The following is a 25,344-nucleotide window of genomic DNA, read 5'->3' as shown; positions in this document are numbered from 1 at the left end:
GCGCCCAGGTAGATGCGATCGCTGCGCCCGGGATCGTGGGCGTCGCGCAGGTTCCAGTCGCCGTGCTGGCGATGGCGGTGGGCATAGCCTTCGAACTTGTCCAGGTATTCCAGCCCGTCCACGCCCTGCACGTCCACCTGCAGCGCGTCGCCGACGCGGAAATAGCTGTGCAGGGCCTGGCTGACGCGTACCGGCGCGTCGCCGCGGTTGACGGTGACCAGGCGCTGCTCCAGCGCGCGACCGAGCTGCAGCTCCATGCGCAATGCCAGCGGCCAGCCGGGAAACGCCGGCGCGTCGAGCACCAGATGCACGGTCTCGTCGCGGCACTCGGCCGCGGCCACGGTCCACACCGCGGTCCGTGCCAGGCCGTGGGCCGGCGCGGTGTCGGGCTGGTCCTGGCGGCCGAACCACGGCCAGCACACCGGCACGCCGCCGCGGATGGGCGCGGGCGGGGCCTTGGCCAGCGGCGAGAGCCAGAGCAGATCCTGCTGGCCGGCGGGCACGAAGGACAGCAGCTGCCCGCCGAACAGGCTCACCGCGGCGGTGCAGGCCGGGGTGGCGATGCGCAGCAGGGGCTGGCCGTGCCAGTGGTCCAGGGACAGGCCGGGCACGTCGGGCAGGGCGGTCATGCAGTCTTCCTCATCGGGCATCCAGGTAGTACCAGCGGCCATCCTCGCGCACGAAGCGGCTGTACTCGACCATGCGCACCGCGCGCCCGCCGCCGATGCGGTAGCGCGCGACGAATTCCACCTCGGCCCGGTCCGACGCGACCTGGCGATGGCGGCCGACGTCGAGCCCGAGCCAGACGGTGCGGCCCTGCGGCGGATCGGCCAGGTCCAGCTGCGGCGGCCGCGTGGACGGATGCCAGGTGGCCAGCAGGTAGTCGGCCAGGCCGCGCACGTAGGCACTGTAGCGCGAGCGCATCAGGGCCTCGGCATCGGCAGCGGGCGCACCGGCATGCAGCCGACCGCAGCACGCGGCGTAGGCCAGCGGGCGGCCGCAGGGACACGGGTCGGCGGGCGTCTTCATCCGGGCATTGTTCCGCATCGGGCCGGCGCGGTGCACGCCGGTGACAGCATCGCGCGCCGCGCCTATGCTTGCGCGCCTTTTTCGCCGCCCGTCGTCCCGTGTCCGAACTGCTGCCGTTGCTGCCCTGGCTGGTCGCGCTGGCCTTCACTGCCGGCCTGGTGGACGCGGCCGTGGGAGGCGGCGGCCTGGTGCAGATCCCGGGCCTGTTCGCGGCGCTGCCGCAGCAGGCACCGGCGACCTTGCTGGGCACCAACAAGTTCGCCTCGGTGGCCGGTACTGCGACCGCGGCCTGGCGTTACGCGCGGCGCATGCCGCTGCCGTGGAAGCCAGTGCTGGTCGCGGCGGCCACGGCATTCGCCTTCTCGTTCCTCGGCGCCACGGCGGTGAGCCTGCTGCCGCGCCAGGCGGTGCGGCCGCTGATCCTGGTGCTGCTGCTGGCGATGCTGGCCTACACCCTGGCGCGCAAGGACTTCGGCGCGCTGCAGGCGGCCCGGCCGGGCGCCCGGCGCGAACTGCTGGCGGCCGTGCTGATCGGCGCGGGGATCGGCTTCTACGATGGCTTCTTCGGCCCGGGCACCGGCAGCTTCCTGATCTTCCTGTTCGTGCGCTTCCTGGGCATGGACTTCCTGCATGCCTCGGCCGCCTCGAAGACGGTCAACGTCGCCACCAACCTGGCCGCGCTGTCGTTCTTCGTCCCCACCGGCCACTTCCTGCCGGTGCTGGCCGTGCCGATGGCCGCGGCCAACATCCTCGGCGCACTGGCCGGCACGCGACTGGCGCTGCGCGGCGGCACGCCGCTGATCCGCCGCCTGTTCGTGGTGCTGGTGGTGGTGCTGATCGCGCGGATGGGCTGGGACCTGCGCCAGGGCTGAGCCGCGGCACCGCCGGGCTCAGCGGCGGTGGTTGCCGGTCTCGATGAAGCGCAGGAACTCGGCGCGGGTGCGCGCGTCGTCGTGGAAGCTGCCGAGCATCTTGGAGGTGATCATGCTGACCCCGCGCTTGTGGATGCCGCGCGTGGTCATGCACTCGTGCGCGCCTTCGACCACCACGCCCACGCCCAGCGGATGCAGCACTTCCTGGATGCACGCGGCGATCTGCGCGGTCATCTTCTCCTGCACCTGGAAGCGGCGCGCATAGGCCTCCACCACCCGCGCCAGCTTGCTGATGCCCACCACCTTGCCGTCCGGCACGTAGCCGACGTGGACCTTGCCGATGATCGGCGCCATGTGGTGCTCGCAATGGCTTTCGTACTCGATGTCGCGCAGCACGATCATCTCGTCGTAGCCGGCGACCTCCTCGAAGGTGCGCTCCAGGTAGGCGCGCGGATCGTCGCGGTAGCCGCTGAACCAGTCGCCATAGGCCTCGGCCACGCGCCGCGGCGTATCCAGCAGGCCCTCGCGCGAGGGATCCTCGCCCGCCCAGCGCAGCAGCGTGCGCACGGCCTGCTCGGCCTCGGCCTGGGTGACGGGGGTATCGGCGGAATCGTGCTGGCTCATCGGACGGCGGGGACCTGCCCTTGGGGGGCCGCCATGGTACCCGCACGCGGTCCGTTAATACTTTAGCGGGGAAATTAGTAGTATGCTAACTAACGTCATGGACACCTACCAAACTCTGCAGATGCGGCTGACCTCGGGCCTGGGACCGGCCGCGCGCCAGTGGCAACGCCTGGCCGATATGCGCCTGGGCAGCTACGGCATCTCGGCCGCGTGCACCGGCACGCTGCTGATGATCGGGCGCTCCGGCGGCGGCATCCGCCAGGTCGCGCTGGCCCAGCAGCTGGGCATGGAGGGCCCGTCGCTGGTGCGCCTGCTCGACAAGCTGGCCGCCAGTGAGCTCATCCGCCGCGAATGCGACGCCAGCGACCGCCGCGCCAACCTGCTGTGGCTGACCGACAAGGGCCAGGACCTGTTCGTGCAGCTGGAGCAGGAGCTGATCGCGCTGCGCACCGAGGTGCTGGCCGGGCTGCCGGAGGAGGACATCGAGGCGGTCCTGCGCGTCTACCAGTTGCTCGGGGAGGCCGCGACCCGCTTCCCCTGATCCGTTCCCTCCCCCCTTCCTCGCGACGGGTCGCCCTGGCGGCCCGTCCATCGTTATGGACGCCGGTCCCGGACGCCAGCAGGCACCGCGGACGCGGATCCGCCCACCCCAGCCGAAAACCACCGCCATGTTCGGAGAATTCAATCTCTACGGGGTCTTCATCCCCACCCTGCTGCTGCTGATGCTCATCGCCTACCTGTTGATGAGTGCGCTGCAGCTGCTGCTCGCGCACGTGGGCGCTTATCGCCACGTGTGGCATCCGCCGCTGTTCAACCTGGCGATCTACGTGCTGCTGCTCGGCGGCCTGTTCGCCCTGATGCAGGAGCTGCGCGTATGAACCGCATCGCCCGCAACGCCCTGCCGATCGGCCTGACGCTGGTGGCGGTGGTGGCCGCCGCCTTCGTGCTCAGCCACCTGTGGCACTACTACATGGACGAGCCGTGGACGCGCGATGCGCACGTCAACGCCGACGTGGTGCAGGTGGCGCCGGACGTGTCCGGCCTGGTCACCGAGGTGCTGGCCTGGGACAACCAGCCGGTCAAGCGCGGCCAGCCGCTGTTCGTGGTCGACCAGGCGCGCTACCGCATCGCCCTGGAACAGGCCCAGGCCACGCTGGCCGAGCGCCGCGCGGCGGTGGCCGAGGCCGAGGCCGCGGCCAACCAGCTGCGGCGCGAGACCGCACGCGACCGCAGCCTGCAGGACCTGGTCGCCGCCGAGGACGCCGAGGTGCGCCGTGCCAAGCTGGAAGCGGCGCAGTCCACCCTGGCGGCGGCACGCTCGGCGGTGCAGACCGCCCAGGCCGCGATCGACCTCGCCCAGCTCAACCTGGCGCGCACCGTGGTGCGCAGTCCCGCCGACGGCGCCCTGACCGACCGCACCGTGCGCGTGGGCGACTACGTCAGCGCCGGCAAGGCGGTGACCGCCGTGCTCGACGCCGGCTCCTACCGCGTGGACGGCTACTTCGAGGAGACCCGCCTGCGCCGCGTGCGCCCGGGCCAGCGCGTGGAAATCCACCTGATGGGCGAGGACCGCCCGCTGGCCGGCCACGTGGCCAGCATCGCCGCCGGCATCGAGGACCGCTACCGCAGCGACGGGGCCAGCCTGCTGCCCAACGTGACCCCGGCCTTCGACTGGGTGCGCCTGGCCCAGCGCATCCCGGTCCGCATCGCCATCGACACGATCCCCGCCGGCGTGCAGCTGATCGCCGGGCGCACCGCCACGGTCAGCATCCGCGACGACGACGGCAAGGCCCGCGACGCACGGGGCCAGGCGGCACGGCCATGATCGCGCGCCTGCCACGCCTGGCCCTGGGACTGGGCCTGGGCACCCTCGCCGCCTGTGCCACGGTCGGGCCCGACTACCACCTGCCCGGCGAAGCCGCGGCCAACCGCGCCGAGGCGCAGGGCGCCTTCCTCGATACCGGCAACGACCGGGTCGCGCCGGGCCAGCCGCTGCCCGAGCGCTGGTGGGCGCTGTACGACGATCGGGTCCTGGACGGCCTGATCGAGCGTGCCCTGGCCGCCAACGCCGGGCTGCGCGCGGCCAGCGCCAACCTGGAGCGCGCCACCGCGGTCTACGAGCAGGCCCTCGATGCCGGCGGCCTGGAGTACGCGGCCGAGGCCGGCGCGCAGCGCGCGCAGGTGTCGGCCGAATCGTTCCTGCTCAGCGAGAAGCTGCCGGTGTTCAACCTCGGCAGCGGCGGATTGAAGATCTCCTACGATTTCGACCTGTTCGGCAAGCTGCGCCGCGCCAGCGAAGCCGCCCATGCCGACGCGCAGGCCACCCAGGCGGCGCTGGACCTGGCGCGCATCGGCGTGGTCGCGCAGGTGGCCGGCAACTACCTGGACATCTGCAACGCCAACCACGAGCTGGACATCGCCCGCCATTCGGTGGACCTGCAGCAGCACAGCCTGGACATCGCCCGGCGCCTGGCCGATGCCGGGCGCGGCACCGTGGTGGACGTGACCCGCGCCCAGGCCCAGGTGGCCGCGCTGCAGGCCGCGCTGCCGCCGCTGCAGGCGCACAAGCGCGCGGCCGAGTACTCGCTGGCGGCGCTGCTGGGCAACACGCCCGGGCAGCTGCCCGAGGGCGTGGACGGCTGCGCGACGGCGCCGCACCCGGACCGGCCGATCCCGGTCGGCGACGGTCGGGCGCTGCTGGCGCGCCGGCCCGACGTGCGCGCGGCCGAACGCCGCCTGGCCGCGGCCACCGCGCGCATCGGCGTGGCCACCGCCGAGCTGTACCCGGACATCCGCCTCGGCGCCGCGGCCGGCGCCGCCGGCCTGCTGGACGACTTCGGCGAAGCGGCCACGCGGCAATGGTCGATCGGCCCGCTGATCTCCTGGTCGATCCCCTCCAACGGCGCGCGCGCGCGAGTGGCGGCCAGCGAGGCCGGCGCCCGCGCGGCACTGGCCCAGTTCGACCAGACCGTGCTCGATGCCCTGCGCGAGACCCAGACCCTGCTCGACGCCTACGCCCAGGACCTGCAGCGCCTGCAGGCGCTGCGCACCGCGCACGATGCCGCGCGCCTGGCCGCCGAACAGAACCGGCGGCTGTACGTCGGCGGGCGCGCGCCCTACCTGGCCAGCCTCGACGCCGATCGCACCCAGGCCGGCTCGGACGCGCAGGTGGCCGCGGCCGAGGCCCAGGTCTCGCAGGACCAGGTGCGGCTGATGCTGGCCCTGGGCGGTGGCTGGCAGGCTGCGGCCGCGCCGTGAACACGGGAGCACGACCATGCTGTTGAGCGACCGGCGCGCGTGGATGTTCTCGGCCAAGCTGTACGTGGCCGCGGTGGCCACGCTGGGCATCAGCCTGCTGGGCAACCTGGCGCGGCCGTACTGGGCGATGGCGACGGTGTACGTGGTGTCGCAGCCGGTGCTGGGCATGACCCGCGCGCGCGGCGGCTACCGCATCCTCGGCACGCTGCTGGCGTGCGCGGCCGTGGTGGTGTGCATGAACTTCGTGCAGACCCCGCTGCTGATGAGCGCGATGCTGGCGCTGTGGCTGTCGGGTTGCCTGTTCATCGCACTGCTGCACCGCGGTCCGTCCGGCTACACCTTCATGCTCGCCAGCTACACCGCCGCGTTCATCGGCTTCCAGGCCATCGCCACGCCCGAGCAGATCTTCGACATCGCGGTGGCGCGCAGCGAGGAGATCATCCTCGGCTCGCTGTGCGCGGTGGTGGTCGCCTCGCTGGTGTTCCCGGCCTCGGCCAAGCCGGTGATCAACAGCCGCATCGGCAGCTGGATGGACGATGCGGCGCTATGGGCGCGCCAGGTGCTGGTCGGCCGCAAGGGCCAGGACGGCAAGACCTCGCGCCGGACCCTGCTCGCCGCCGACGTGGCCCAGTTCGACACGTTGATCACCATGGCGCGCTACGACGACCCACGCCATGCCGCCGCGCACGTGCGCATGCAGGAGCTGCGCATGCGCATGCTGGCGCTGCTGCCGGTGCTGGGCTGGATCGGCGACCGCCTGGACAACCTGCGCGGCCGCCATGCCGACACCCCCGAACAGCAGCAGCTGCTGCACGACATCGCCGCCTGGATGGAACGCAAGGAGGCCCCGCAGGCCGAGGCGGTGGCCGCGCTGCACGCGCGCGTGCGGGCGATGCGGCCGGAGCCGTCCTCGGACGTGGACACCCTGCTGGCCAACAGCCTGCTGCTGCGCCTGGACGAGCTGATCGAACTGTGGAGCGATTGCCGCAGGCTGCAGGACGCGATCGCGCACGGCCACGAAGGCACGGTGGAACGCAACTTCTTCCGCATCGATCTGGACCGCATCAACGTGCTGCGCCAGCGCCACGTGGACTGGCCGATGATCGCCTTCGCCGCCGCCAGCGTCGGCGTGAGCCTGTTCAGCTACTGCGTGCTGTGGATCGCCATCGGCTGGCCGGGCGGTGCGTTCGGGGCCATGCTCGGCGCGGTGGCCGCGGCCTTCTTCGCCGCCCAGGACGACCCCACCCCGAGCATGCTGCGCATGCTCCTGGCCACCATCGGCTCGCTGGCGCTGGTGGCGTTCTACCAGTTCGGCGTGCTGCCGGCGGTGCACGACTTCGGCTCGCTGGTACTGGTGCTGGCGCCGGCGTTCCTGCTGCTGGGACGGCTGGTCTACGACCCGAAGACCATGCCCTACGCGCTGCCGATGACGGTCAACCTGGCCACCCTGCTGAACCTGCGCAGCACCTACAACGGCGACGTGCAGGCCTTCTTCAACTCCAGCGTGTCCATCGTGCTGGGCGTGGGCTTCGCGATCATCGTCACCCGCCTGTTTCGCTCGGTGGGCGCCGAGTGGAGCGCGCGCCGGCTGGTGCGCCAGGCCTGGAAGGTGATCGCCGACGCCGCCGCCGGCCATGGCCTGCAGGACCGCGAGCTGTTCACCGCGCGCATGCTCGACCTGCTCGGCCAGCTGGCACCGCGCATGGCGGCGGTATCGGCCAGCAGCGGCCTGGCCACGGTGGACCTGCTCGACGAGATCCGCGTCGGCCTGAACGTGCTGGAGCTGCGCCGTGCGCGCCGCGACCTGCCGCCGGTCAACGCCGAGGCGATCGACCGCCTGCTGCTGCAGGTGGCCGCGCACTATCGCGCACAGGCAAAGCGCGCCAGCCACCTGCCGGTGCCCGATGCGCTGCGCCAGGGCCTGGATGCCTCGCTCTCGCGGGTGCGCTCGCTGCCGCCCGGCCAGGGCCGCGACGAGGGCCTGCTGGGCCTGGTGGGGCTGCGCTACTCGCTCGCGGCCGCGCCGACGCCGGCGCTGGATCCGGCGCCCAGCGCCTCCTGACCGGGCCTCTCCCGGCCGCGCACGCCGCGGCCGGCGAGGGTGCTTGCGGCCCGGCGGCCTCGCCGCCGGCGACGACACGGACCCGGGGACCCGAGCCGCGTTCCGAGAGCGCCGGCGCCCGGCTGCCGGTCCGGCGGATCCGGTACGGCCCGAGGGCCGGCCTCAATGCGGCGCCGCGCCCTGCGTTGCCAGCGGCCGCACGTACTGCAGCAGGCTGGCCAGGGTCTTGCCCGGTTCCTCCCACGGCATCATGTGCGCCGAATGCTCGAACCACACGCCCTGCTTGTAGGGCGCGCGCACCCGCGCCAGCCAGTCGGCCGTCGGTTGCGAGGGCGTGGTGTAGTCGTGGCGGCCCATGAACATCACCACCGGGATCGGGAAATCGCGCACGCCGCGGAAATCGACCTGCAGGAACTCGTCCAGCAGCCGGCCCAGCGTGAACAGGCTGCCGGCGTCGATGGCGCGGACGTCGGCGGCGTCGTAGTCCGGCGACAGCTTCGGCCCGTCGAAGAAATATGCCGAGTTGTCGCGGTACGCGCTCAACCCGCCGTAGTACTGCGGCCACTTGCGGGCGATGACGATGCGCTCGCGGGTGAGCGGCTTGTCGCCCGGATACGGGGCGATGGACTCCATTTCCTTCACCGCCTCGGCATTGCCGTGCGCGCGCGCCTGCGCCAGGCCGTAGTCGAAGCTCAGCTTCTCGTTGCTGCGCACGTCGATGACCTGGCCGATGCCGACGTAGGCGCTGAACAGGTCCGGCCGCTGCAGCGCGGCGTTCATCGCCACCACCGTGCCCCAGCTGTGCGCCATCAGCACCAGCTTGTCCTTGTGGTAGCGCGCGCGCAGGTACTGCGCCAGTTCGATGGCGTCGTCCACGTAGCGCTGGATGTGCAGGGTGTCGGCCACCGCCTCGGGCGGATTGAGACGGAAGGTGCGCCCGGCGCCGCGCTGGTCGTAGTTGACCACGGTGAAGTATTCCTCCAGCGGGCGCTGGAACTGCCACAGCGTGGGGATCACCGGCAAGGCGGGGCCGCCGTGGATGAACAGCACCATCGGGTTGTCGTGGTCCTGGCCGCGCACGTTGATCCATTGCTGGATGCCGCCGATGGGCGCCGCATAGGCCTCCTGCACGCCCTGCGGCGCCACGATCCGGTCCAGGTCGGCGATGACCCGGCGCGCCGGCGCATCGGCCGACGTGTCCGCGGCGCCTTCCTGCGCCAGGACGGCCATCGGCCACAGCACCCACGCCAGCACGCATGCGAAACGCCACATCGCCACGCCCTCTCCCGGAAAGCGCCTGCATTCTGGCCGGGACGGGACGCGGCGGCATGGGCCGAAGGTCCCGTCCGGCGCGGATACCCCGCAGCCGGACGCAGCCGGCTTCAGCGGCCGCGCCACGGCGACCGGATCACACCAGCGAGCCGGCGTTCTCCAGCACGTAGTCGCAGGCCTTGTCCTTGAGCTTGCCGGACACCGAATCCAGGTTGAAGCTCTTGCCGTCGCTGCCCTGCAGGACGCCCTGCATGCCGCTGCGGTAACCGCTGTCCTGCTCGGCCTTGGCCTGGTCGCCGAGCCCGTACTTCGACATCAGCTTGTCCTTGACCGAGGCCACCGCGCCGCCGGACAGGTACTTGCGCTTGACGCAGTACTCCAGCACCCCTGCGGCGTTGCCGGCGGTATCGCCGCCGATGGCCGGCAGCCCGCCCAGCGCACCCAGCCCGGCGCCCTGGCTGCCGGCGCCGGCCGTCTCCTTGCCGCTGCCCAGGGACTGTTTCAGGCCCTTCAGGTCGACGGCGGAAGCGCTGCCGGCCAGCGCCAGCAGGGTGGTGACGATCAGGATGCGTCGATGCATGGCAGTCTCCTCGTGGACGATGACGGGCCGCGGCCCGGCCTCCGATCATAGCGTCCGGGTCGCCGCGGCGGCCGCGGACGGGTCGCACGGTGCGGGCTCAGTCCCGGGCGAGGACGCGCGCGGCGATCATCTGCCCGATCGGGATGGCCGAGGTCGCCGCCGGCGACGGCGCGTTGCATACGTGCACCATGCGCGGACTCTCCACCAGCAGGAAATCGTGGACGAAGCTGCCGTCGCGCAGCACCGCCTGGGCACGGATGCCGGCCGGGTGCGGGCCCAGGTCCTCCAGGCGCAGCGACGGGCAATAGCGCTGGCACTGGTGCAGGTAGCCGCGCCGCCACAGCGAATCGCGCATCTCCCGCAGGCCCGGGCGCAGGTGCGCGCGCAGGCTGCGCCAGAAGCCGGGGAAACGCAGGTTCTCGACCACGTCGGCCGCATCGAAGCCCAGGCGCCGGTAGTCCTCGCGGGCGAAGCCGAGCACCGCGTTCGGACCGACGGTGACGCCGCCGTCGATCGTGCGGGTGAGGTGGATGCCCAGGAACGGCAGCGACGGGTCCGGGACCGGGTAGATCAGGTGGCGGACGATGCCGGCCCGCGGTGGCGGCAGGCGGTAGAACTCGCCGCGGAACGGCACGATGCGGTGCGCGACCGCCAGCCCGGCCAGGCGCGCCAGGCGGTCGGACTGCAGCCCCGCGCAGGCGACCAGGCGACGCGCGTGCAGGGTGCGGCCGTCGCTGTCGACGCGGACGCCGTCGGGACGCTCGTCGATGGCGCGCACGGTCTCGCCGGTGGCGATCTCGCCGCCAGCCTGCCTGACCTGCGCGGCCATGGCGGCGCAGACCTGGCGGTAGTCGACGATGCCGGTGTCCGGCACGTACAGCGCGCCGAGGCCGGCGACATTGGGCTCGCGGCGATGCAGCGCGTCCGCATCGAGCCGCTCGACCGCCAACCCGTTCTCGACCGCGCGCGCCTGCAACGCATCCATCCTGGCCAGCTCGGCCGCGCTGGTGGCGACCAGCAGCTTGCCGCAGGTCTGGAAGGCGATGCCGTGATCCCGGCAGAACGCGCGCGTGGCCTCGGCGCCGGCCCGGCACAGGCGCGCCTTGAGGCTGCCGGGCGCGTAGTACACCCCGGCATGGATCACTCCGCTGTTGTGCCCGCTCTGGTGCATGCCCAGCTGCGCCTCCTTCTCCAGCAGCAGCAGCGAGACACCGGGCCGGCGCGCGAGCAGGTCCATCGCCGTGGCCAGGCCGACGATGCCGCCGCCGATCACGCAGAAGTCGTACCCCATCGCAGCGAGCTCCCGGCCTGCCGCGCGGGCGACATGCCGGCGGACACATCGGCTGCCAACGGCAGCCCCGGCATCAGCCGGCCACGCCTCGTGCGCACGGTTCCGGTGGCGTGCCGGCCGTGGCGGCACAGGGCGAAAGGGCCGCACGGAAAAGATGCGGGCGGGACCGGTCGCGAAGGAGGGACGCCTCATGATGTGCCGCACCCCACCTACCTGCGGAAGGCCGGCCGCTCAGGCCGCCGGCACCGCTCCCCGGCGGCCACGGGTCTCCAGGTGCCACTGCCGCAGCAGCAGGAACAACGGCAGCGCCAGCGATACGCCCACGCCCAGCCCGAGCAGGGCCAACCACGGCCGCACCATGCCCAGGCGCCGGCCTTCGGCCAGCACGAACGCGGCCAGGGCCAGCGCGGAGACCCCCACGTCCAGCCAGGCGAACCGCGCCACCGGCTCGGCCGCGGCCTGCCGCACCAGCAGCGGCAGGTCCAGCCCGTGCGCCAGCGGCCAGGGCAGGAACCCGGCCAGCGGCAGCAGCGTGCCGAGGACGCACAACACCGCATAGACGGATTTCATCGGCGCCCTCGCGCATGGCCGGCAGTGACCCGGACTGTACCGCGTCGGCAAGGGCCCGCGGACGGCGCGCCGCTGCGTACCGCTTCGCCCGGCCGCGCTCGCCATGCTCCGGCTCCGGCTCGTGCCGTCGGGGACGTGCGGACACGGTCGTCCTGTCTGTCTGCATCCCAACGCCGCGGCGGACGGCGCGCCGCCGCGCAGGTGCACCGGGCCCGGCACGCGCTACGATGGCGCACCCCCACGGCCGCGCTGTAGATCCCCACATGAAGGTCCGCCCCCACGCCGCGCCGACGGTGGCATGAGCAGCGCGTCGAGCCACCTGGAGCGCGGGGCTGAACCCGGGACAGAACGCCTGCAGCGGTGGATCGCCGCGCTCGCCAGCGCACTGCTGCACCTGCTGCTGTTGCTCCTGCTGCTGTATGCCTCCAAGCCCACGATGACCGCTCCGGCGGGCGCGGCCGGCGGCAGCCGGATGAAGGTGGACTTCGTCGGCGAGGCGCCCCCGACCGACCAGCCCGAGCACCCGATCCGCAGCGCGACGACGGGCCGGCATCCCCATCCCAGGCCACCGCGTCCCCGGCCGCCCACGGCCACGCGCGTGCAGTCCACGCTGGTCGCCCAGGCCAGGGATCCCGTGCCACCGCCCGACGCCCGCGCGGCACAGCAGCCGCCCGCACCCGAGCAGCGCCCCAGCGAACCCCAGCCCGACGCGCCCACCCCGGACGAGGCCGCGCCGAGCCGGTCCCAGGCGACCACCGCCAGCCCGCCTTCCGGCGCACAGCGCCACCCCGAGACATGGACGGGACGGCCGCCGGGCATGCTCGACCGGGACACCGCACGCGAAAACGCGGGCATGGCCGACAGCGCCGCCATCAACCGCGGCAACGGCCGCGCCGCCGACACCTCCGGCCCCAGCATGGAAGTGGGCGGCTATCAGGTCTACTACGACCTGCACAGCGAGACCCTGCTGCGCAGCTGGAAGGAACAGGGCATGACCGAGGTGTACATCCTGCTGCCCGGCACCGACTCGCGCATGGTCTGCCCGCTGGAGATCGCCCTGCGGCGCGGCTCCGGCAAGTGCCGCCTGCTCGCCCCGGATTCCCCGGAACTGAAGGCCATCGGCGATGCCCGCCAGGTCATCACCATGATGGACGTCTACCACCAGGGCGAACGGGTCTGGCACGGCCCGGGGCCGTACCGCTAGGCGTGTAAACCCGGCGCGTCGTTCGGCGGGATGCGGAAAATGGCGGCAGACAATCGGGACCGGCGCGGGATCGGTGCCAATCGTAATGGTGCCACCATGGGGGCGATGGCGTCGGCCCGTTGCTACCAATTGTCGTAGGAGTGCGCCCAGGGCCACTTGTGCAGCGTGGTCTATGCCATCTGTACCAAGTACTCGGCCTGACCGTTGGTCCGTGGAGGATCCGCACGATAGGACGGTGTATGCAGAGGGCGCAGACTGAATCGGCCGGGCGCCTGGTGTGATGAACGATCAGACGGGACGCGGAATCCGTCAGCCAAGGCACCTTGCGTAGCTCTTCGGACATCAGGACCTTGTCGTCTTCCAGGTCGATAGCGTCGCGCAGCCGGAAAAACACGGCCGCCATAGGCTTCAGCCACCTCGGCGGCCAATGCGGCCTATTTGTCCAGCCAAGCCTACTTGGTCGCATCGATATGGCAGACATACAACTGCTCCGGCGGACTGGTGTCGCTTTCCACAATCTCGAATCCCGGCCAGTCCCACGGCGAGCAGAGCGTGAGCTGGCCTTGTCTATGGTCTAGAGGCTGCCCTTGTTGGCCTGAACCCAAGCCCCACCGATATCCTTACCGACAATCGCAACTTCCTCTGCTGGCAATTTGCTGATTCGGCTCACTGGGCAATGCCAACTTCGCTCCGTTCTCCACTTTGAGCAGTGTCTTTTGCTTCGCGCTCAGTTGCTTGGCGCGTTCACGGCTCTTGGCGATGAAGTCTTTGATTCATTCGAGATAAAGACATCGAGCTGGACCAATGAACGAGGGCGGGTGCTCGCCATGGGATTGGTATCGATGTAGCGCTCGTATTGCCCGAGATAATCGATCAGCTGGCCGGCCTTAATGGGTTCCGGCTTGGGCAGGACATGGACCGCATCTTTGGTTGGTTCGGCCCCCGCCGGGGTCAGCCCTTCCTTGCTCTTGGGCGAACCCTTGAATATATATGTTCCTGTCACGTCATCGGGATATGTGGTCTCGCTAACTACCTCGGCAATCTTGAAATATCCCTTTTTCTTGGGATTTCATCGCCCAGTTTCAACTTGACTCCGCATGGCGCAAAGCCCGCGTATTGATTTTCGGCCGTGCGGGCTTCTGGGGCGCACTGCCTGAGGCGGTACGTCCTTGTCTTGATCCTTCTGGTCCTGTTGTTTGGCTGCAGGCGCAGAACGCACTGGCTAGCTTAAGAATCTCGTTGGCACGGTGAAGCTGACGGTTCTCTCGCTCCAGTTCGTTGATCTGCTTGGCCTCGGCAATGCTTAGGCCTGCGCGCTGACCCGTATCATGCTCGTGCTGACGCACCCAGTTCAGCAGCGTCTGCGTGCTGCCGATCTTGCCGGCGATCGACACGACCGCCGCCCACTTCGTACTCCCCCGGTGCTCAAACACCGTAATTATTTTTTATACATGTATTGGGTTTTGTGGCCGCCAAACTCGCCACTATCGAAGGTAAAGCAGAAAGATCCATTTTTTATTTCGCGTTGAACTTTCAATGAACCATCAATACAGACTTCATTTGCTTGTAAGTCGAATTTAAGGTTCCCATCACTTGCAATGCGGCCATCTTTTTTCATGGGGCCGGAATATGAATCAAATGGAAATGGGTAAACCGCACCGGTGGATGGATCTAATATGACTAACGAGCGCTGATGATAGACTTCACGCTCCATTATGCTCAGTAGAATGTAGCGATTAGAAAAATTTATTTTATGCCTAGAAATGGCTTCACGATATATATTCATATGATGCTCATCGCAAAAATCTATTGGACTATATTGAAAAGAGCAGCCATCGTGTGCATACGATATGATCACCTCTGGGGAGATTTTTTCTGGTTCTGACTTGGTATCAGATTTCAGTGCTTCCGAGCTTTCGCTCGTTGAGCGTATGCCAGTTTCTTCATGAGATTTTGCTGAGCATGAGTTGGCCATTGATATGGCTAGAAGAAAAATTATTCTGTACATTGGATCAATATTTGTCATGGGCGATGACTTTGAATTTCTTGAAGTATTTCGCGTAGATTTTTTGTCGACACGCTATTAGCCGAGTTGGCTGCAGATTCATAATAAGAGAGAGTTCCATCTGATATCTGACCATTCTTAATAGACTTTCCTGAAGGAGCTGCTATTGAGGCCCATTCTTTGGCTGCCGCATACTGTGCATCATCAATCGTGCCAGTTCCTTCTTTAACAAACCGACCGAGTGCCCCGCCGCCTGCCTTATCTAGCAAGTACTCAGCAAATACGCGCTCTTGCATGTCATTGTCATATTTCTCCTTTCCGGTCAGCCCCATCTTTTCTTTCGCTGTACGCAGAGTTGAAATGACGGTTTGGTATTTGCCAGTAGCAAACATGCGATTCGAGTCGGTTCCTGACAAGCTATCGGTTTCCAATATCTGATTGATAGTCTTTCCGGTCACGGTCCCGGCAGGGGGATGCAGGAAGGAGTGGCCAACTGCATTATTGGCAACGCCTTTCGTACCGCTGTTATAGGATTCGTATCCACCTTCTCCGTGAGAAATAATGTCCCCAATTCGGCGTATTAATTCTTTTAGTGAATCGCTGATATTCAGAAAATTTACAATAATCCCAATAGGATGGAAAGCATAGACCTTGGCATCCACGGGCAGAGCGGGATCGGTCTTGACCTGACTCCACCACTGCAATGCCTGAATGCGTTCCTTTTCCTTGTCCCAATCGACTTTACGCAGTTCGGGAATGTCCTTGTCGATGGCGTTCCACTGTTCCGCTGGCGTTCCCCATTCGCTGGTGTGATGGATGATCAGGCGCGAGAGCGCATCCGCCAGCCAAGGCTGCTTGAGCGCCTTGCGTAGCTCTTCGGACGTCAGGACCTTGTCGTCGTCCAGGTCGATGGCGTCGCACAGCCGGGAGAACAAGGGGCCGCCGTTGGCTTCGGCCGCCTTGGCGGCCAGCGCGGCCTGTTCGTCCGGCCGGGCCTGCTTGGTCGCATCGATATGGCGGGCATACAACTGCTCCGGCGTACTGGTGTCGCCCTCCACGATCTCGAATCCCGGCCAGTCCCACGGCGAGCATAGCGTGACCAGGGGATGGTCCTTCTCCCGCACCCATCCGATCCGCGAACTGCCATCCGCGGTCCCGATATCGATTTCCCACCAGCGGGTACCATCCGGCTCGGCGACGACCTTGGACAACTGCTTGATCGCCACGACACGGACGAAGTTCGCGGTCGGTCCGTCACCTTGTCCGACCTTCAACGGAAACTGGCTCCAGGCCTGCATTTCGCGTCCGGATGCGGTGCCCTCGCTATCCAACATGCCGGCTTCGACCCAGACCGGTGTGCCGGTGGGCACCCACACCTGGCGCCGGGTGTAGGCAGCCTTCGCGTCTTTGCCGAGCGCATTGTAGGCAGCCTGGGTAATCGCGTCGGAATCCTGCGCACCAACGAAGCGGTAGGGAATCTTGCCACCGGGGTAGCTATTGGTGGCGGAATCGAATGTGCCCAGCGCGCTGCGCTCGGCGATCTCCAGCGTGCCCCTGCGCACCTGTATCCAGCCGCTGGACGCCTTGGGTGTGCCGACGGCAACGACGGCATCCTGCGCGGCTATCCGTTGGTCGGCCTTGGTGGGTAGCGCGAGCTTGGCGCCCTTGTCGACTTTCAATAGCACTTTCTGCTTGGCATCCAGTTGCTTGGCGCGTTCACGGCTCTTGGCGATGAAACCCTTGATGTCATCTGGCGTAAAGACATCGAGTTGGGTCAGTGAACGCGGACGGGCGCTGACCATGGGATTGGTGTCGATGTAGCGCTCGTATTGCCCGAGATAGCCGATCAGCTCGCCGGCCTTGATTGGCTTCGGCTTAGGCAGGACATGGACCGTGTCCTTTGTCGGCTCTGCTCCGACCGGAGTGAGCCCTTCCTTGCTCTTGGACGAACCCTTGAATACATAGGTCCCCGTCACGTCACCGGGATACGTGGTCCCGCTGACGACCTCGACGATCTTGAAATATCCCTTCTTCCTGGGGTTTTCCTCGCCCAGCTTCAACTTGACCCCGCGCGGTGCGAAGCCCGCGTATTGGTTCTCGGCCGTGCGCAGGTTGATGCCGGGTCCACTGTCTTCGGGGATGAATGCGTTCCTGGTGCGATCCTGATCGAAAGCTTTGTCGCCCACCAGGTAGATTTCGTCGCCCCAATAGCCGGGCCTGGGCTTCTTCGCATCCAGTTTCTGGTAGCCGGCCCAATCCAGCAGGTGCAGATAGACGCTATAGAAGATCAACGACGGCTCTTCGGCCTTCTGATCAGGCCTCTGTGGGGTATGGTCCGAAGCGGGCGCGGTCTTGTTTTGTTCCTTCTGGCCCTGCTGCTTGGTTGCAGGTGCGGGCGGCAGCTCCAGCCTGTGGCGCACCAAGGTGAAGCCACGCGAGTAGAGTGCCTTGCCGGTGCTGTATTCGACCGAGGAGTATTGCGATTCGACCTGATAGGCGACGACCTCCCCATCGCCGATGCAGCGGATGCCCTCCTCCTGCGGTAGCGTTGCACCGGTCTGCGCATCGAAATGGATGCCGCCGTGCCATTGGCCATTGGCACCAATGGGATAGAAACCATCGGAAGCATTGGACAGCGCTTGGAAATAGAACCGGGTGTCATCAGCGCCGACAGGTTGGGCGCCTACCTTGCCTGACTCCGCCTTTTTCTTGAACGGATAGACCAGCGTGCCGATTTTTGCCGGCGTCTTTTTCCCATTGTCGCCCATATTGATGTCTTCCTTGTAGAAACTGATGTCTTCCTTGTAGAAGTCAGCCCGAGAAGTCGAGCATGCGATCCGGCTCCAGATGCACCAGGCCATCTGGCAGCGACATGCGCAGATCTCCACTATCTCCACCCAGGAACGGATGCTGGCTGGCCTTGACCGTGAACTCTCCCGGGCAGGCGAAGGTGATGTCCCCGCCCTCCAGCGTGATCGCGCTCTGACCGGCCTGCAGCACGATCTTCTGCTGCGCCAGCACCTCGACCCGGTCGTCCGTGGCAGTGATCGTCACGTCCTGGTCGGCCAGCAGTTCCAGTTCGCCGGCATGCGCCTGCAGGCTCACCGGGCCGGCGGCGGCGATCCCCTGGATCGGGCCGGCCTGGGCGAACAGGCTGGCGTGCCGGCCGGCCACCGCCGACAGGGTCTGGCCCGCGGCCAGGTGGGCGTCGTCCTGCACCGTCCAGTGCAGCGCACCGCCGGCGTAGGCCACGCCGCTGTTGGCGCTGGCCAGGGCGATCCGGTCCGGGCTCTCCGCCAGCAGCCGTGGCTGCGCCAGCGCCTCCACCGGGGCGTCGCCCGGTGCGCGGCCCGCACCCGGCTTGAACGCGCTCTGGCCGTTGACGCTGCCGCCGTACCTGCCGTCGGCCTCCGGGTCTATCGACTCGCGCAGCGCGGTGAGGTTCTCCCCGCTCTGCAGCGTCGGCACCTGCTGCTGGACCAGGGTGTCGGCCAGCGCCTGCACGGTGGGCTCGGCGCCCTTGAGCTGGGCGACCGCCTCACTGGCATCCTGCGCGGTGGAGATGGCGTCTTGCCGGGCGGTGGTGGACAGCAGCAGGCCCTGGGCGGCGTGTACCTGGCCCCAGCCCTGGGTCGCCAGTTCGAAGCCCTGCCCGCGCAGCGCGCCGCGACGGGTGTCGGCGTGCTCGACCAGGTAGCCCAGTTCCAGCCGGCTGTCGGCCAGCGAGGTGTGCAGGCGCGTACGCAGCTGCCCCGGCGTGTCGTCCAGCAGCCACTGCTGGTGGCCGCTGCCGTCGTGGGCGGTGCTGTGCAGGCCACTGAGCACGCCCGGCTGACCGCTGTCCACGTCCCCGCCGAACGGGGGGACGACCTCGCCGTTGTAGAGCTGGCCGACCACGCGCGGCTGGTCGATGTCGCCCTGCTGGAACGCGACCAGCACCTCGGCACCGACGCGCGGCAGGAAATGGCTGCCCCAGTTGGGGCCGGCCACCGCCTCGGCCACCGGCACCCAGGTGCCGGACGTGGCATCGCCCGGCGCATGGTCGTGGGCAGCCTCCTCGCCCGCCAGGCCACCGGCATTGGGCGCGGCGCCACGCTGCCAATCGAACTGGATGGGCACCTGGTGGTCGCGGTTGGGAGTGACGGCGGCATCGGGCAAGCCGACCACGCGCGGTCAGCGGGCCATGCAGCAGCGGGCGATCGTGTGGCAGCGCACGCAGCGGCGTGCCTTCGGGCACGGCCACGAAGCGGTTGCGTAGCCGCCGTTGTCCATGGCGTCACGGCCGAGCAGCGTGGCGATGCCGGTATCGAGGTTGTTGCGGGCGTGGCGCTCGACAGCGAGCACGGTGAAGCGCTGGTCGCCGTACTGCGGAAGCTGGCTCAGGCCGAAGCGGGTACCGCTGGCGAGGGCGCACACGCTTCCGGTGGCGCTCGGCGCAGCCGGCCTGACGCAGGCGCAGGGTCAGCAACTGAGCCGGCAGCGACGCCGGGTCCAGCCCGGCCGAGGGCAGGAACATGTCGATGTCGAAACGGAAGAGGACTCATATTTCTATTGATGTTAATAACTTCGTTGAAGTTCCGAGGGCACGATATATTTCCCGACCGTAGAATCAAACTTCAATGTGTAGCGTTTTTCCTCGGATGTGCCATTGGTTTCATTCTGCTCCACAATAGTCAGCCCTTTATTTGCATCCGGCGTTACCGAGTCGAGAAATTTTCTGGATATGCGCTCGCAACCATGCTCGTAACCCTTGCAATCGGGATCGGATGTGTTGTCAAGCTGGTCGATGAACTCCGCAACTGCAGGTAATTCCTCGTCTCTCTTTGCGTAGAGGGTAGTCGCACCGGAAATGAGACCCTGATTGATCTCGCTCTGAGACACCGCAAACCCCAATCGCTCGCCACCCAGAGACACTAATGACACATTCGCAGATCGGACCAGGATGCCTGTGTTTGAGGCCACGACATTGTTAGCGTCGGCCGTCAGGATGTATAGATCAATCTGCTTTTCGGGTGCAGAATCGTCCGCGCTGCACAATGCTAGGTAATGATATTTGCCCGGTGTTTTTGCTTGGCGATATGCGCAGATCGTGTAGCGTATGCCATTCTGTACGTAGGCTCCATCGGTTGGATTTTGTTCGGCGTAGTTCGCCTTGACAAATTCGATGACATCGGGCGGCGGTCGCGCTTCGTCTGCGGAAGACACAGATGGCGACTCCGTCGATGCTGACGCAGCATTGGTAGGCGCGGAACCTTGTTCCGGAATTTTAACTTCGCCTGTATTCGCCTTGCAGGCTACTAGCAGCAGCACGAATATGCCGGTCGCGATGAGCTTCTTCATAGGTTTCATTTTTTGATTGAATCAGTAATGATAGTTAGCTCGCGTACAGTCGGTGCCTTGGACGGATCGCACATGAACTTGGTGAGGACGATTGTTTTCGTAGGTATACAGCACCCTGCCCGCGCAGCGCGCCGCGACGGGTGTCGGCGTGCTCGACCAGGTAGCCCAGTTCCAGCCGGCTGTCGGCCAGCGAGGTGTGCAGGCGCGTACGCAGCTGCCCCGGCGTGTCGTCCAGCAGCCACTGCTGGTGGCCGCCGCCGTCGTGGGCGGTGCTGTGCAGGCCACTGAGCACGCCCGGCTGGCCGCTGTCCACGTCCCCGCCGAACGGGGGGGCGACCTCGCCGTTGTAGAGCTGGCCGACCACGCGCGGCTGGTCGATGTCGCCCTGCTGGAACGCGACCAGCACCTCGGCACCGACGCGCGGCAGGAAATGGCTGCCCCAGTTGGGGCCGGCCACCGCCTCGGCCACCGGGACCCAGGTGCCGGACGTGGCATCGCCCGGCGCATGGTCGTGGGCAGCCTCCTCGCCCGCCAGGCCACCGGCATTGGGCGCGGCGCCACGCTGCCAATCGAACTGGATGCGCACCTGGTGGTCGCGGTTGGCGGTGACCGCCGCCTCAGGCAGTCCCACCACCCGCGCGGTCTGCAGGCCGGGTGCCGTGGGCCGGTCCACCGGCAGCGCGCGCAGCGGCGTGCCTTCGGGCACGGCCAAGAAGCGGTTGCGGTAGCTGCCGCGCTCCAGGTCGGGCGCGTCCAGCAGGTCGACGACACCGCTGCCGAGGTTGTTGGCGGCCACGTGCATCACCGACAACGGTACGAACCGTTGCCCGCCGAACCGGTCGTGCGCGGCCAGCGCGAAGGTGGCACCGGCCTGCAGCTGGCGGCCGCTGCCTGCGCCGGCGTGCACGCGGCGGGTCATGCGCAGGGCGTCCAGGCGCGCCTGGGCGGCTGCCACGGCCTGCTCGCCGGTAGGCAAGGCGCCGCTGCGCGGGGCGACGAAGATCTCCAGTGCCGGCAGCTCCGGCCCCTCCGCGGAGGCCTGGCCGGACACCGCGCCGACCTGCTCGCTGTGCCAGCTGGCGACGACCGCGGCATTGGGCGCGATGCGGCGCTGCTCGCCGAAGGCGGTGATGGCATCCTCGGCCTCGGCATAGTCGGCGCGATGGAAGCGCAGCGTACCGGTATCGGCCAGTTCGGCCTGCGGGTCGAACACCACCAGCGTGTGCGCGGCCTCCCCGTCCTGCGCCTGCTCGTAGCGCCAGGCCAGGCCTGCGTTAGCCAGCAGCCGGGTGACGAACTGTGCGTCGGTCTCGCGGTACTGGGTGGTGATCGCCGGCACGGGCAAGTTGGCGGCCACGTCGAAGCGGTAGCTGGCCTGCGGGTAGTCCGCGAAGACCTGCGTGCAGATCGCACGCACGTCCATGTCCTGGAAGATCACCGCATTGCGGCGCAGGCCCAGCAGTGCCGTCCACGGCTCCATGACCAGCCGGTAGCGCGCCAGGCCGCCGTCGCCGCCGAGGCTGTCCACGCCGGTGCACAGGCCGTGCCAGCGGCGCAGGCCGCCATCGGCACGCGCCAGTTCCAGTACCAGCGGTTGCTCGAGCAGGTCTTCCACCGGCAGGAACGCCGAGGTCGCCAGGCACTCGATCTCGAAGCGGAACGGCGCGCAGACCGATTCCTGCCCGCTGAAACGCTCGGGTACCAGCCCGGCCAGCGGGGCCTGCAGCCGGATCAGCCGGTGCGTTTGCGCCGGTTCGGCAAGCGCCGCCAACGCCGCGGATATGTCCATATATCCCTCTTCCTTGAGCGAAGGCTCCCCTTATAGGTCAAGTGGCGGGGACGGGGCAATCGCCACGGCCCGGCTTTGCCGGGCCGGTCACGCGCCGCTCAGTGCCCGGCGGCCGGCCGGTGCGCGGCAGCGTAGTCCTGCACCTGCTGCATCACCCGCATCAGGTTGCCGCCCCAGATGTCGGCGATCTGCTGCTCGTCGTAGCCCTTGCGCAGCAGCCACGCGGTGATCTTGGGCAGGTCGGCGACATCGCGCATGCCGGCCACGCCGCCGCCGCCGTCCCAGTCCATGCCGATGCCGACGTGCTCGGGGCCGACCAGCTTCAGGATGTGGTCCAGGTGGGCGAGGAAGTCGTCCAGGTCGGCGGTATGGCGCAGCGGATACTTCGCATCCAGCTCGGCCTGGATGCGTGCCAGTTCGCGGCCCTGGGCCAGGGTCATGGTTTCCCAGTCGCCCAGGGCGCGGGTGGCGGTCTCCTCGGCCTGCTTGCGCTCCGGCGATGCGCCTTCGTCGGTGACGTAGCCCGGATAGGAGTTCACCTGCACCACGCCGCCCTTGGCGGCCAGCGCGCGCAGGCGCGCGTCGTCGAGGTTGCGCGGGTGGTCGTGGACCGCGCGCGCGCCGCTGTGGGAGGCGATGAACGGCACCGGCAACAGCGCGACGAGCTGGTCGAAGACCGCGTCGGAGGCGTGCGACTGGTCGATCAGGATGCCGCGCGCGACCGCCTGTTCCAGCAACGCCTTGCCGGCCGGGCTGATGCCGTGCCATTCCGGGCCCTTCGGGTCGGTGGCCGAGTCGGCCAGCTCGTTGTTGGTGAAGTGCACCAGGCTCATCAGGCGCAGGCCTTCGCGGTCGTAGAAATCCAGCAGGCTGGGGTCCTTCACCAGCGGGCTGGCGTTCTCCATGCTGATGAACACCACGCGCTTGCCGGCGGCCTTGACCCGGCGCGCATCTGCCGGGGTCAGGGCCAGGCCGAACCGGTCCGGATGGGCGGCGAGCATCTCGCGGATCTCCACCAGCCGCGCCAGGCCGGCGGTCTGGTCGGCCACCCATGCCTGTTCGGTACGCTCGCCCTGGCCGGTGTAGATCGCCCAGAAGCCGCCGTCGAAGGCACCCTTGACCATCCGCGGGTAGTCCACTTGCGAGAGCGGATTGCCGCCATGATCGGCCAGGATGTCGAAGTCCGGGCGCGCCAGGTTGGCCGGCGTGTCCAGGTGGCTGTCCAGGGTCAGCAGGCGCTGCTGCAACGCGGTGGCGCGGGCCAGCTCGGCTTGGGTGAACTCGATGGCTTGCGCCGTTCCGGCCAGGCCGAGGGCCAGGCACAGGGCGAGGGATCTGAAGGCGATCTTCATGGACAGGCGGCGCTCGCTGCGGTCGGGAACGGAGTTGTCGATCATACCCACGGCTCAGAACCGGGTGGACAGGGTCAGTTGCACCGTGCGCGCCGGGCCGGGCCGGAAAGGGGCCGGGCCACTGACCTGGGTCGAGATCGTGCCCAGGTAGTCGCGATCGAACAGGTTGTCCACGTTCGCGCGCAACTTGATGTCCTTGAACACGCCCCAGTTCCAGTTGTCGCCGAAGTCGGCATAGGCGCTCCACACGGCGTAGCCACCCACCTGCTCGGTATTGGTGAAGTTGGTATAGCGCGATGAGATGGCACGGCCCTGCAGGTGGAACAGGGCCCACGGCGCCGCCTCCCAGGTGGCGCCCCCCTGCAGCACCCAGCGTGGGAAATCCGGGACCGTGTTGCCCTTGATCTCGTAGCTGGCGAAGTCGTCCTTGAACTTGGAGACGTTGCAGGACAGGTTGCCGTTGAAGTAGATCTTCCCGCCCAGCACCGCCGGCTTCAGTTGCAGGCTCGGCTCGGAACCGTAGGCATCCACCGAGCCCACGTTCTGGTAGTAGGTCTCGGTGGTGGTGCCGGGTACCTCGGCCGAGTACGAAGCGCCGTTGCAAGGCGCCCGAGGGAGTCGCGCCACGACCCGGCTGGTCGCTGCTGCGCCAGGTCCCGGATGTCGTGCCGGACGATCAGTCCAGCACGCGGCAGAACACCGCCTTGAGGTAGCGCGACTCGGGCACGTTGGCCAGGAACGGATGGTCCGGGCCGGCGCCGCCGACCTTGAGGATCTGGAGGGTGCGGCCGGAATAGAACGAGGCCCGGCGCAGCATGTCCAGGAACTGGTCCTCGGCGACCAGGCCGGTACACGAGAACGTGGCGAACAGGCCGCCCGGCTTGACCACGCCCAGCGCCAGCTTGTTCATGTCCAGGTACTTCTTCAGCGCGGTGATGACCTGGTCGCGGTCGCGGGTCATCTTGGCCGGGTCGAGGATGACCACGTCGTACTGGTCGCCGCGCACGGCGGCCTCGCGCAGCCACGGGAAGATGTCGGCCTGCACGAACTTCGGGCGCACGCCGTTGAGCTTGGCGTTGCCCTTGGCGATGTCGATCACGTCGGCATCGATGTCCACGCCCAGCACTTCGGCGGCACCGCGCACCGCCGCATACACGGCGAAGCCGCCGGTGTTGCAGCACAGGTCGAGCACGCGCTTGTTCTCCACGTGCTGGCTCAGCCACTGCCGGTTCTCGCGCTGGTCGGCGAAGAAGCCGGTCTTGTGCGCGCCGGCCGGGTCGGCGCGGAACTTCACCCCGTATTCGCTGATGATCGCCGGCTCGGTGGCGGTATCGCCGCGGAAGTCGAAGCTCTCCTGCTTCTGCACGTGCTCCTCGGCGAAGGCGTGGAAGCGGCAGCCCGGGAACTGCGCGCGCAGCGCCTCGTAGATCCACTCGCGGTGGCGGAACATGCCGGCGGCGAAGAACTCCACCACCAGCAGGTCGCCGTAGCGGTCCACCACCAGGCCGGACAGACCGTCACCCTCGCTGTGGACCACGCGCCAGGCATCGGAGACGGCATCGAGCTTCAGCACCTGGCGGCGCAAGGCCACCGCGTCGGCGATGCGGCGCGCGAACCAGGCCGCGTCCACCGCCACGTCCTGGCGGGTTTCCAGGATCCGCACGGCGATGCGCGAATGGCCGTTGTAGAAACCGCGGCCGATCCATTCCCCGTCCACGCCGACGACGTCGACGATGCTGCCGGGCTTGGGCTTGGCGGCCGGTTTCTCGACCAGTTTCTGGAAGATCCAGGGATGGCTGGAACGCCAGGCGTTCTTGAGGTGGACGACGGGGTAATCGGAGATGGTCATATGAACGCATTGTATCGCCCGCGTTGACGCCGCCGCTGCCCGCCCCGCACAATCGGTCCTGAAGGGGAGTAGCTCCCAGACGTTGTCGCCGTCAATTCGAGCGCTAGCCGCGCTCCGGTGCAACGGCAACCGCCCAGGCGGTTGTGAGCGAGACCTTCGCCGCAATGGCGAAGGCCCTGTCCCCGGATTCCTGCATTCGGTGTCACGCGCCCCGGCCCTGCGGCCGGGGTTTTTCATTTTTCACTGC

The 25,344-nt window shown here is 68.0% G+C and carries 23 protein-coding genes and 2 pseudogenes (1 of these 25 running past the window's edge); 7 read left to right on the top strand and 18 right to left on the bottom strand.

Annotated features, from left to right (window positions below; translation table 11 throughout):
• Positions 1-620 (bottom strand): annotated as a pseudogene (locus BN3794_RS15625) (D-hexose-6-phosphate mutarotase); its annotated part reaches 247 nt to the left of the window's first position; the annotation flags it as partial.
• Between the two features lie 19 nt (positions 621-639).
• Positions 640-1,029 (bottom strand): YchJ family metal-binding protein, encoded by a 390-nt coding sequence (locus BN3794_RS15620; RefSeq protein WP_066098781.1) that lies wholly within the window; start codon positions 1,027-1,029, stop codon positions 640-642.
• Between the two features lie 98 nt (positions 1,030-1,127).
• On the opposite strand from BN3794_RS15620, the gene BN3794_RS15615 reads away from it, so the two are divergent.
• Positions 1,128-1,901, top strand: a complete 774-nt coding sequence (locus BN3794_RS15615; protein ID WP_066099004.1) for a sulfite exporter TauE/SafE family protein — start codon at positions 1,128-1,130, stop codon at positions 1,899-1,901.
• 18 nt (positions 1,902-1,919) lie between these two features.
• On the opposite strand, the gene folE is transcribed toward BN3794_RS15615, so the two are convergent.
• Positions 1,920-2,525: a GTP cyclohydrolase I FolE gene (folE, locus tag BN3794_RS15610; RefSeq protein ID WP_066098779.1), complete on the bottom strand. Its 606-nt coding sequence runs from the start codon at positions 2,523-2,525 to the stop codon at positions 1,920-1,922.
• Positions 2,526-2,622: 97 nt separating this feature from the next.
• On the opposite strand from folE, the gene BN3794_RS15605 reads away from it, so the two are divergent.
• The 5 genes from BN3794_RS15605 (at position 2,623) to BN3794_RS15585 (ending at position 7,845) form a co-directional block, all read left to right on the top strand.
• Positions 2,623-3,066 carry a MarR family winged helix-turn-helix transcriptional regulator gene (locus BN3794_RS15605; RefSeq protein ID WP_066098777.1) on the top strand — a complete coding sequence of 148 codons (444 nt, stop codon included), beginning with the start codon at positions 2,623-2,625 and terminating at the stop codon, positions 3,064-3,066.
• A 127-nt stretch (positions 3,067-3,193) separates the two neighbouring features.
• Positions 3,194-3,403, top strand: coding sequence for a DUF1656 domain-containing protein (locus BN3794_RS15600; RefSeq protein ID WP_066098774.1), 210 nt, complete (start codon positions 3,194-3,196; stop codon positions 3,401-3,403).
• Entirely contained in the window at positions 3,400-4,350 is a 951-nt protein-coding gene (locus BN3794_RS15595; RefSeq protein ID WP_066098772.1) for an efflux RND transporter periplasmic adaptor subunit, read from the top strand. The genes BN3794_RS15600 and BN3794_RS15595 overlap by 4 nt, the downstream gene beginning before the upstream one ends.
• A complete protein-coding gene (locus BN3794_RS15590) occupies positions 4,347-5,783 on the top strand; it encodes an efflux transporter outer membrane subunit (RefSeq protein ID WP_066098771.1) in 1,437 nt (478 codons plus the stop codon). The genes BN3794_RS15595 and BN3794_RS15590 overlap by 4 nt, the downstream gene beginning before the upstream one ends.
• A 16-nt stretch (positions 5,784-5,799) precedes the next feature.
• Positions 5,800-7,845 carry an FUSC family protein gene (locus BN3794_RS15585; RefSeq protein WP_066099000.1) on the top strand — a complete coding sequence of 682 codons (2,046 nt, stop codon included), beginning with the start codon at positions 5,800-5,802 and terminating at the stop codon, positions 7,843-7,845.
• Positions 7,846-8,007: 162 nt separating this feature from the next.
• On the opposite strand, the gene BN3794_RS15580 is transcribed toward BN3794_RS15585, so the two are convergent.
• From BN3794_RS15580 to BN3794_RS15565, 4 genes are all read right to left on the bottom strand, one after another.
• On the bottom strand, positions 8,008-9,117 hold the full coding sequence (locus BN3794_RS15580; RefSeq protein ID WP_066098769.1) for an alpha/beta fold hydrolase: 1,110 nt from the start codon (positions 9,115-9,117) through the stop codon (positions 8,008-8,010).
• Between the two features lie 136 nt (positions 9,118-9,253).
• Positions 9,254-9,697 carry a DUF2501 domain-containing protein gene (locus BN3794_RS15575; RefSeq protein ID WP_066098767.1) on the bottom strand — a complete coding sequence of 148 codons (444 nt, stop codon included), beginning with the start codon at positions 9,695-9,697 and terminating at the stop codon, positions 9,254-9,256.
• Between the two features lie 97 nt (positions 9,698-9,794).
• Complete coding sequence (gene lhgO / locus BN3794_RS15570) at positions 9,795-10,988, bottom strand: L-2-hydroxyglutarate oxidase (RefSeq protein WP_066098765.1); 1,194 nt, start codon at positions 10,986-10,988, stop codon at positions 9,795-9,797.
• Positions 10,989-11,219: 231 nt separating this feature from the next.
• Positions 11,220-11,558 (bottom strand): DUF2834 domain-containing protein, encoded by a 339-nt coding sequence (locus tag BN3794_RS15565; RefSeq protein ID WP_066098763.1) that lies wholly within the window; start codon positions 11,556-11,558, stop codon positions 11,220-11,222.
• A gap of 298 nt (positions 11,559-11,856) precedes the next feature.
• Between BN3794_RS15565 and BN3794_RS15560 the strand changes: the two genes are divergently transcribed.
• Positions 11,857-12,762, top strand: a complete 906-nt coding sequence (locus BN3794_RS15560) for a plasmid stabilization protein ParE (RefSeq protein WP_066098760.1) — start codon at positions 11,857-11,859, stop codon at positions 12,760-12,762.
• 727 nt (positions 12,763-13,489) lie between these two features.
• Here BN3794_RS15560 and BN3794_RS16550 read toward each other — a convergent pair.
• The 11 genes and pseudogenes from BN3794_RS16550 to BN3794_RS15525 all read right to left on the bottom strand — a co-directional run bounded on the left by BN3794_RS16550 (position 13,490) and on the right by BN3794_RS15525 (position 25,097).
• Complete coding sequence (locus BN3794_RS16550; RefSeq protein WP_147675817.1) at positions 13,490-13,765, bottom strand: hypothetical protein; 276 nt, start codon at positions 13,763-13,765, stop codon at positions 13,490-13,492.
• A gap of 208 nt (positions 13,766-13,973) precedes the next feature.
• Positions 13,974-14,204 (bottom strand): annotated as a pseudogene (locus tag BN3794_RS16910) (IS3 family transposase); the annotation flags it as partial.
• Positions 14,201-14,788, bottom strand: a complete 588-nt coding sequence (locus BN3794_RS16540) for a hypothetical protein (protein ID WP_147675815.1) — start codon at positions 14,786-14,788, stop codon at positions 14,201-14,203. The pseudogene BN3794_RS16910 and the gene BN3794_RS16540, both read right to left, overlap by 4 nt.
• Entirely contained in the window at positions 14,785-17,628 is a 2,844-nt protein-coding gene (locus tag BN3794_RS15555) for a hypothetical protein (protein WP_066098758.1), read from the bottom strand. Before BN3794_RS15555 ends, BN3794_RS16540 begins: the two co-directional genes overlap by 4 nt.
• Positions 17,579-18,925, bottom strand: a complete 1,347-nt coding sequence (locus BN3794_RS15550) for a DUF2345 domain-containing protein (protein ID WP_328585356.1) — start codon at positions 18,923-18,925, stop codon at positions 17,579-17,581. The genes BN3794_RS15555 and BN3794_RS15550 overlap by 50 nt, the downstream gene beginning before the upstream one ends.
• A gap of 15 nt (positions 18,926-18,940) precedes the next feature.
• Positions 18,941-19,183, bottom strand: a complete 243-nt coding sequence (locus BN3794_RS17005) for a hypothetical protein (protein WP_066098756.1) — start codon at positions 19,181-19,183, stop codon at positions 18,941-18,943.
• 141 nt (positions 19,184-19,324) lie between these two features.
• Positions 19,325-20,107, bottom strand: a complete 783-nt coding sequence (locus tag BN3794_RS16535; RefSeq protein ID WP_147675813.1) for a hypothetical protein — start codon at positions 20,105-20,107, stop codon at positions 19,325-19,327.
• Between the two features lie 34 nt (positions 20,108-20,141).
• Positions 20,142-21,896 carry a type VI secretion system Vgr family protein gene (locus BN3794_RS15540; protein WP_066098754.1) on the bottom strand — a complete coding sequence of 585 codons (1,755 nt, stop codon included), beginning with the start codon at positions 21,894-21,896 and terminating at the stop codon, positions 20,142-20,144.
• A 98-nt stretch (positions 21,897-21,994) separates the two neighbouring features.
• Positions 21,995-23,242 carry a dipeptidase gene (locus BN3794_RS15535; protein ID WP_187128081.1) on the bottom strand — a complete coding sequence of 416 codons (1,248 nt, stop codon included), beginning with the start codon at positions 23,240-23,242 and terminating at the stop codon, positions 21,995-21,997.
• A gap of 60 nt (positions 23,243-23,302) precedes the next feature.
• The gene (locus BN3794_RS15530; RefSeq protein WP_066098752.1) at positions 23,303-23,875 is read right to left on the bottom strand and encodes a TonB-dependent receptor domain-containing protein; all 573 of its coding nucleotides are present in this window, start codon (positions 23,873-23,875) and stop codon (positions 23,303-23,305) included.
• A gap of 49 nt (positions 23,876-23,924) precedes the next feature.
• Positions 23,925-25,097 carry a class I SAM-dependent rRNA methyltransferase gene (locus BN3794_RS15525; protein ID WP_066098750.1) on the bottom strand — a complete coding sequence of 391 codons (1,173 nt, stop codon included), beginning with the start codon at positions 25,095-25,097 and terminating at the stop codon, positions 23,925-23,927.
• Positions 25,098-25,344 lie beyond the last annotated feature (247 nt).

The sequence above is a fragment of the Xanthomonas massiliensis genome (assembly GCF_900018785.1).
GTDB classification, from domain to species: domain Bacteria; phylum Pseudomonadota; class Gammaproteobacteria; order Xanthomonadales; family Xanthomonadaceae; genus Xanthomonas_B; species Xanthomonas_B massiliensis.
This window is presented reverse-complemented; position numbering and strand designations above follow the sequence as displayed.

Excerpts from the sequence above, each read along its gene's own strand:
- BN3794_RS15620 (WP_066098781.1), bottom strand. The coding sequence starts at position 1,029 with ATGAAGACGCCCGCCGACCCGTGTCCCTGCGGCCGCCCGCTGGCCTAC.
- folE (WP_066098779.1), bottom strand. The coding sequence starts at position 2,525 with ATGAGCCAGCACGATTCCGCCGATACCCCCGTCACCCAGGCCGAGGCC.
- BN3794_RS15605 (WP_066098777.1), top strand. The coding sequence starts at position 2,623 with ATGGACACCTACCAAACTCTGCAGATGCGGCTGACCTCGGGCCTGGGA.
- BN3794_RS15600 (WP_066098774.1), top strand. The coding sequence starts at position 3,194 with ATGTTCGGAGAATTCAATCTCTACGGGGTCTTCATCCCCACCCTGCTG.
- BN3794_RS15595 (WP_066098772.1), top strand. The coding sequence starts at position 3,400 with ATGAACCGCATCGCCCGCAACGCCCTGCCGATCGGCCTGACGCTGGTG.
- BN3794_RS15590 (WP_066098771.1), top strand. The coding sequence starts at position 4,347 with ATGATCGCGCGCCTGCCACGCCTGGCCCTGGGACTGGGCCTGGGCACC.
- BN3794_RS15585 (WP_066099000.1), top strand. The coding sequence starts at position 5,800 with ATGCTGTTGAGCGACCGGCGCGCGTGGATGTTCTCGGCCAAGCTGTAC.
- BN3794_RS15580 (WP_066098769.1), bottom strand. The coding sequence starts at position 9,117 with ATGTGGCGTTTCGCATGCGTGCTGGCGTGGGTGCTGTGGCCGATGGCC.
- BN3794_RS15575 (WP_066098767.1), bottom strand. The coding sequence starts at position 9,697 with ATGCATCGACGCATCCTGATCGTCACCACCCTGCTGGCGCTGGCCGGC.
- lhgO (WP_066098765.1), bottom strand. The coding sequence starts at position 10,988 with ATGGGGTACGACTTCTGCGTGATCGGCGGCGGCATCGTCGGCCTGGCC.
- BN3794_RS15565 (WP_066098763.1), bottom strand. The coding sequence starts at position 11,558 with ATGAAATCCGTCTATGCGGTGTTGTGCGTCCTCGGCACGCTGCTGCCG.
- BN3794_RS15560 (WP_066098760.1), top strand. The coding sequence starts at position 11,857 with ATGAGCAGCGCGTCGAGCCACCTGGAGCGCGGGGCTGAACCCGGGACA.
- BN3794_RS16540 (WP_147675815.1), bottom strand. The coding sequence starts at position 14,788 with ATGACAAATATTGATCCAATGTACAGAATAATTTTTCTTCTAGCCATA.
- BN3794_RS15555 (WP_066098758.1), bottom strand. The coding sequence starts at position 17,628 with ATGGCCTGGTGCATCTGGAGCCGGATCGCATGCTCGACTTCTCGGGCT.
- BN3794_RS16535 (WP_147675813.1), bottom strand. The coding sequence starts at position 20,107 with ATGAAGAAGCTCATCGCGACCGGCATATTCGTGCTGCTGCTAGTAGCC.
- BN3794_RS15540 (WP_066098754.1), bottom strand. The coding sequence starts at position 21,896 with ATGGACATATCCGCGGCGTTGGCGGCGCTTGCCGAACCGGCGCAAACG.
- BN3794_RS15525 (WP_066098750.1), bottom strand. The coding sequence starts at position 25,097 with ATGACCATCTCCGATTACCCCGTCGTCCACCTCAAGAACGCCTGGCGT.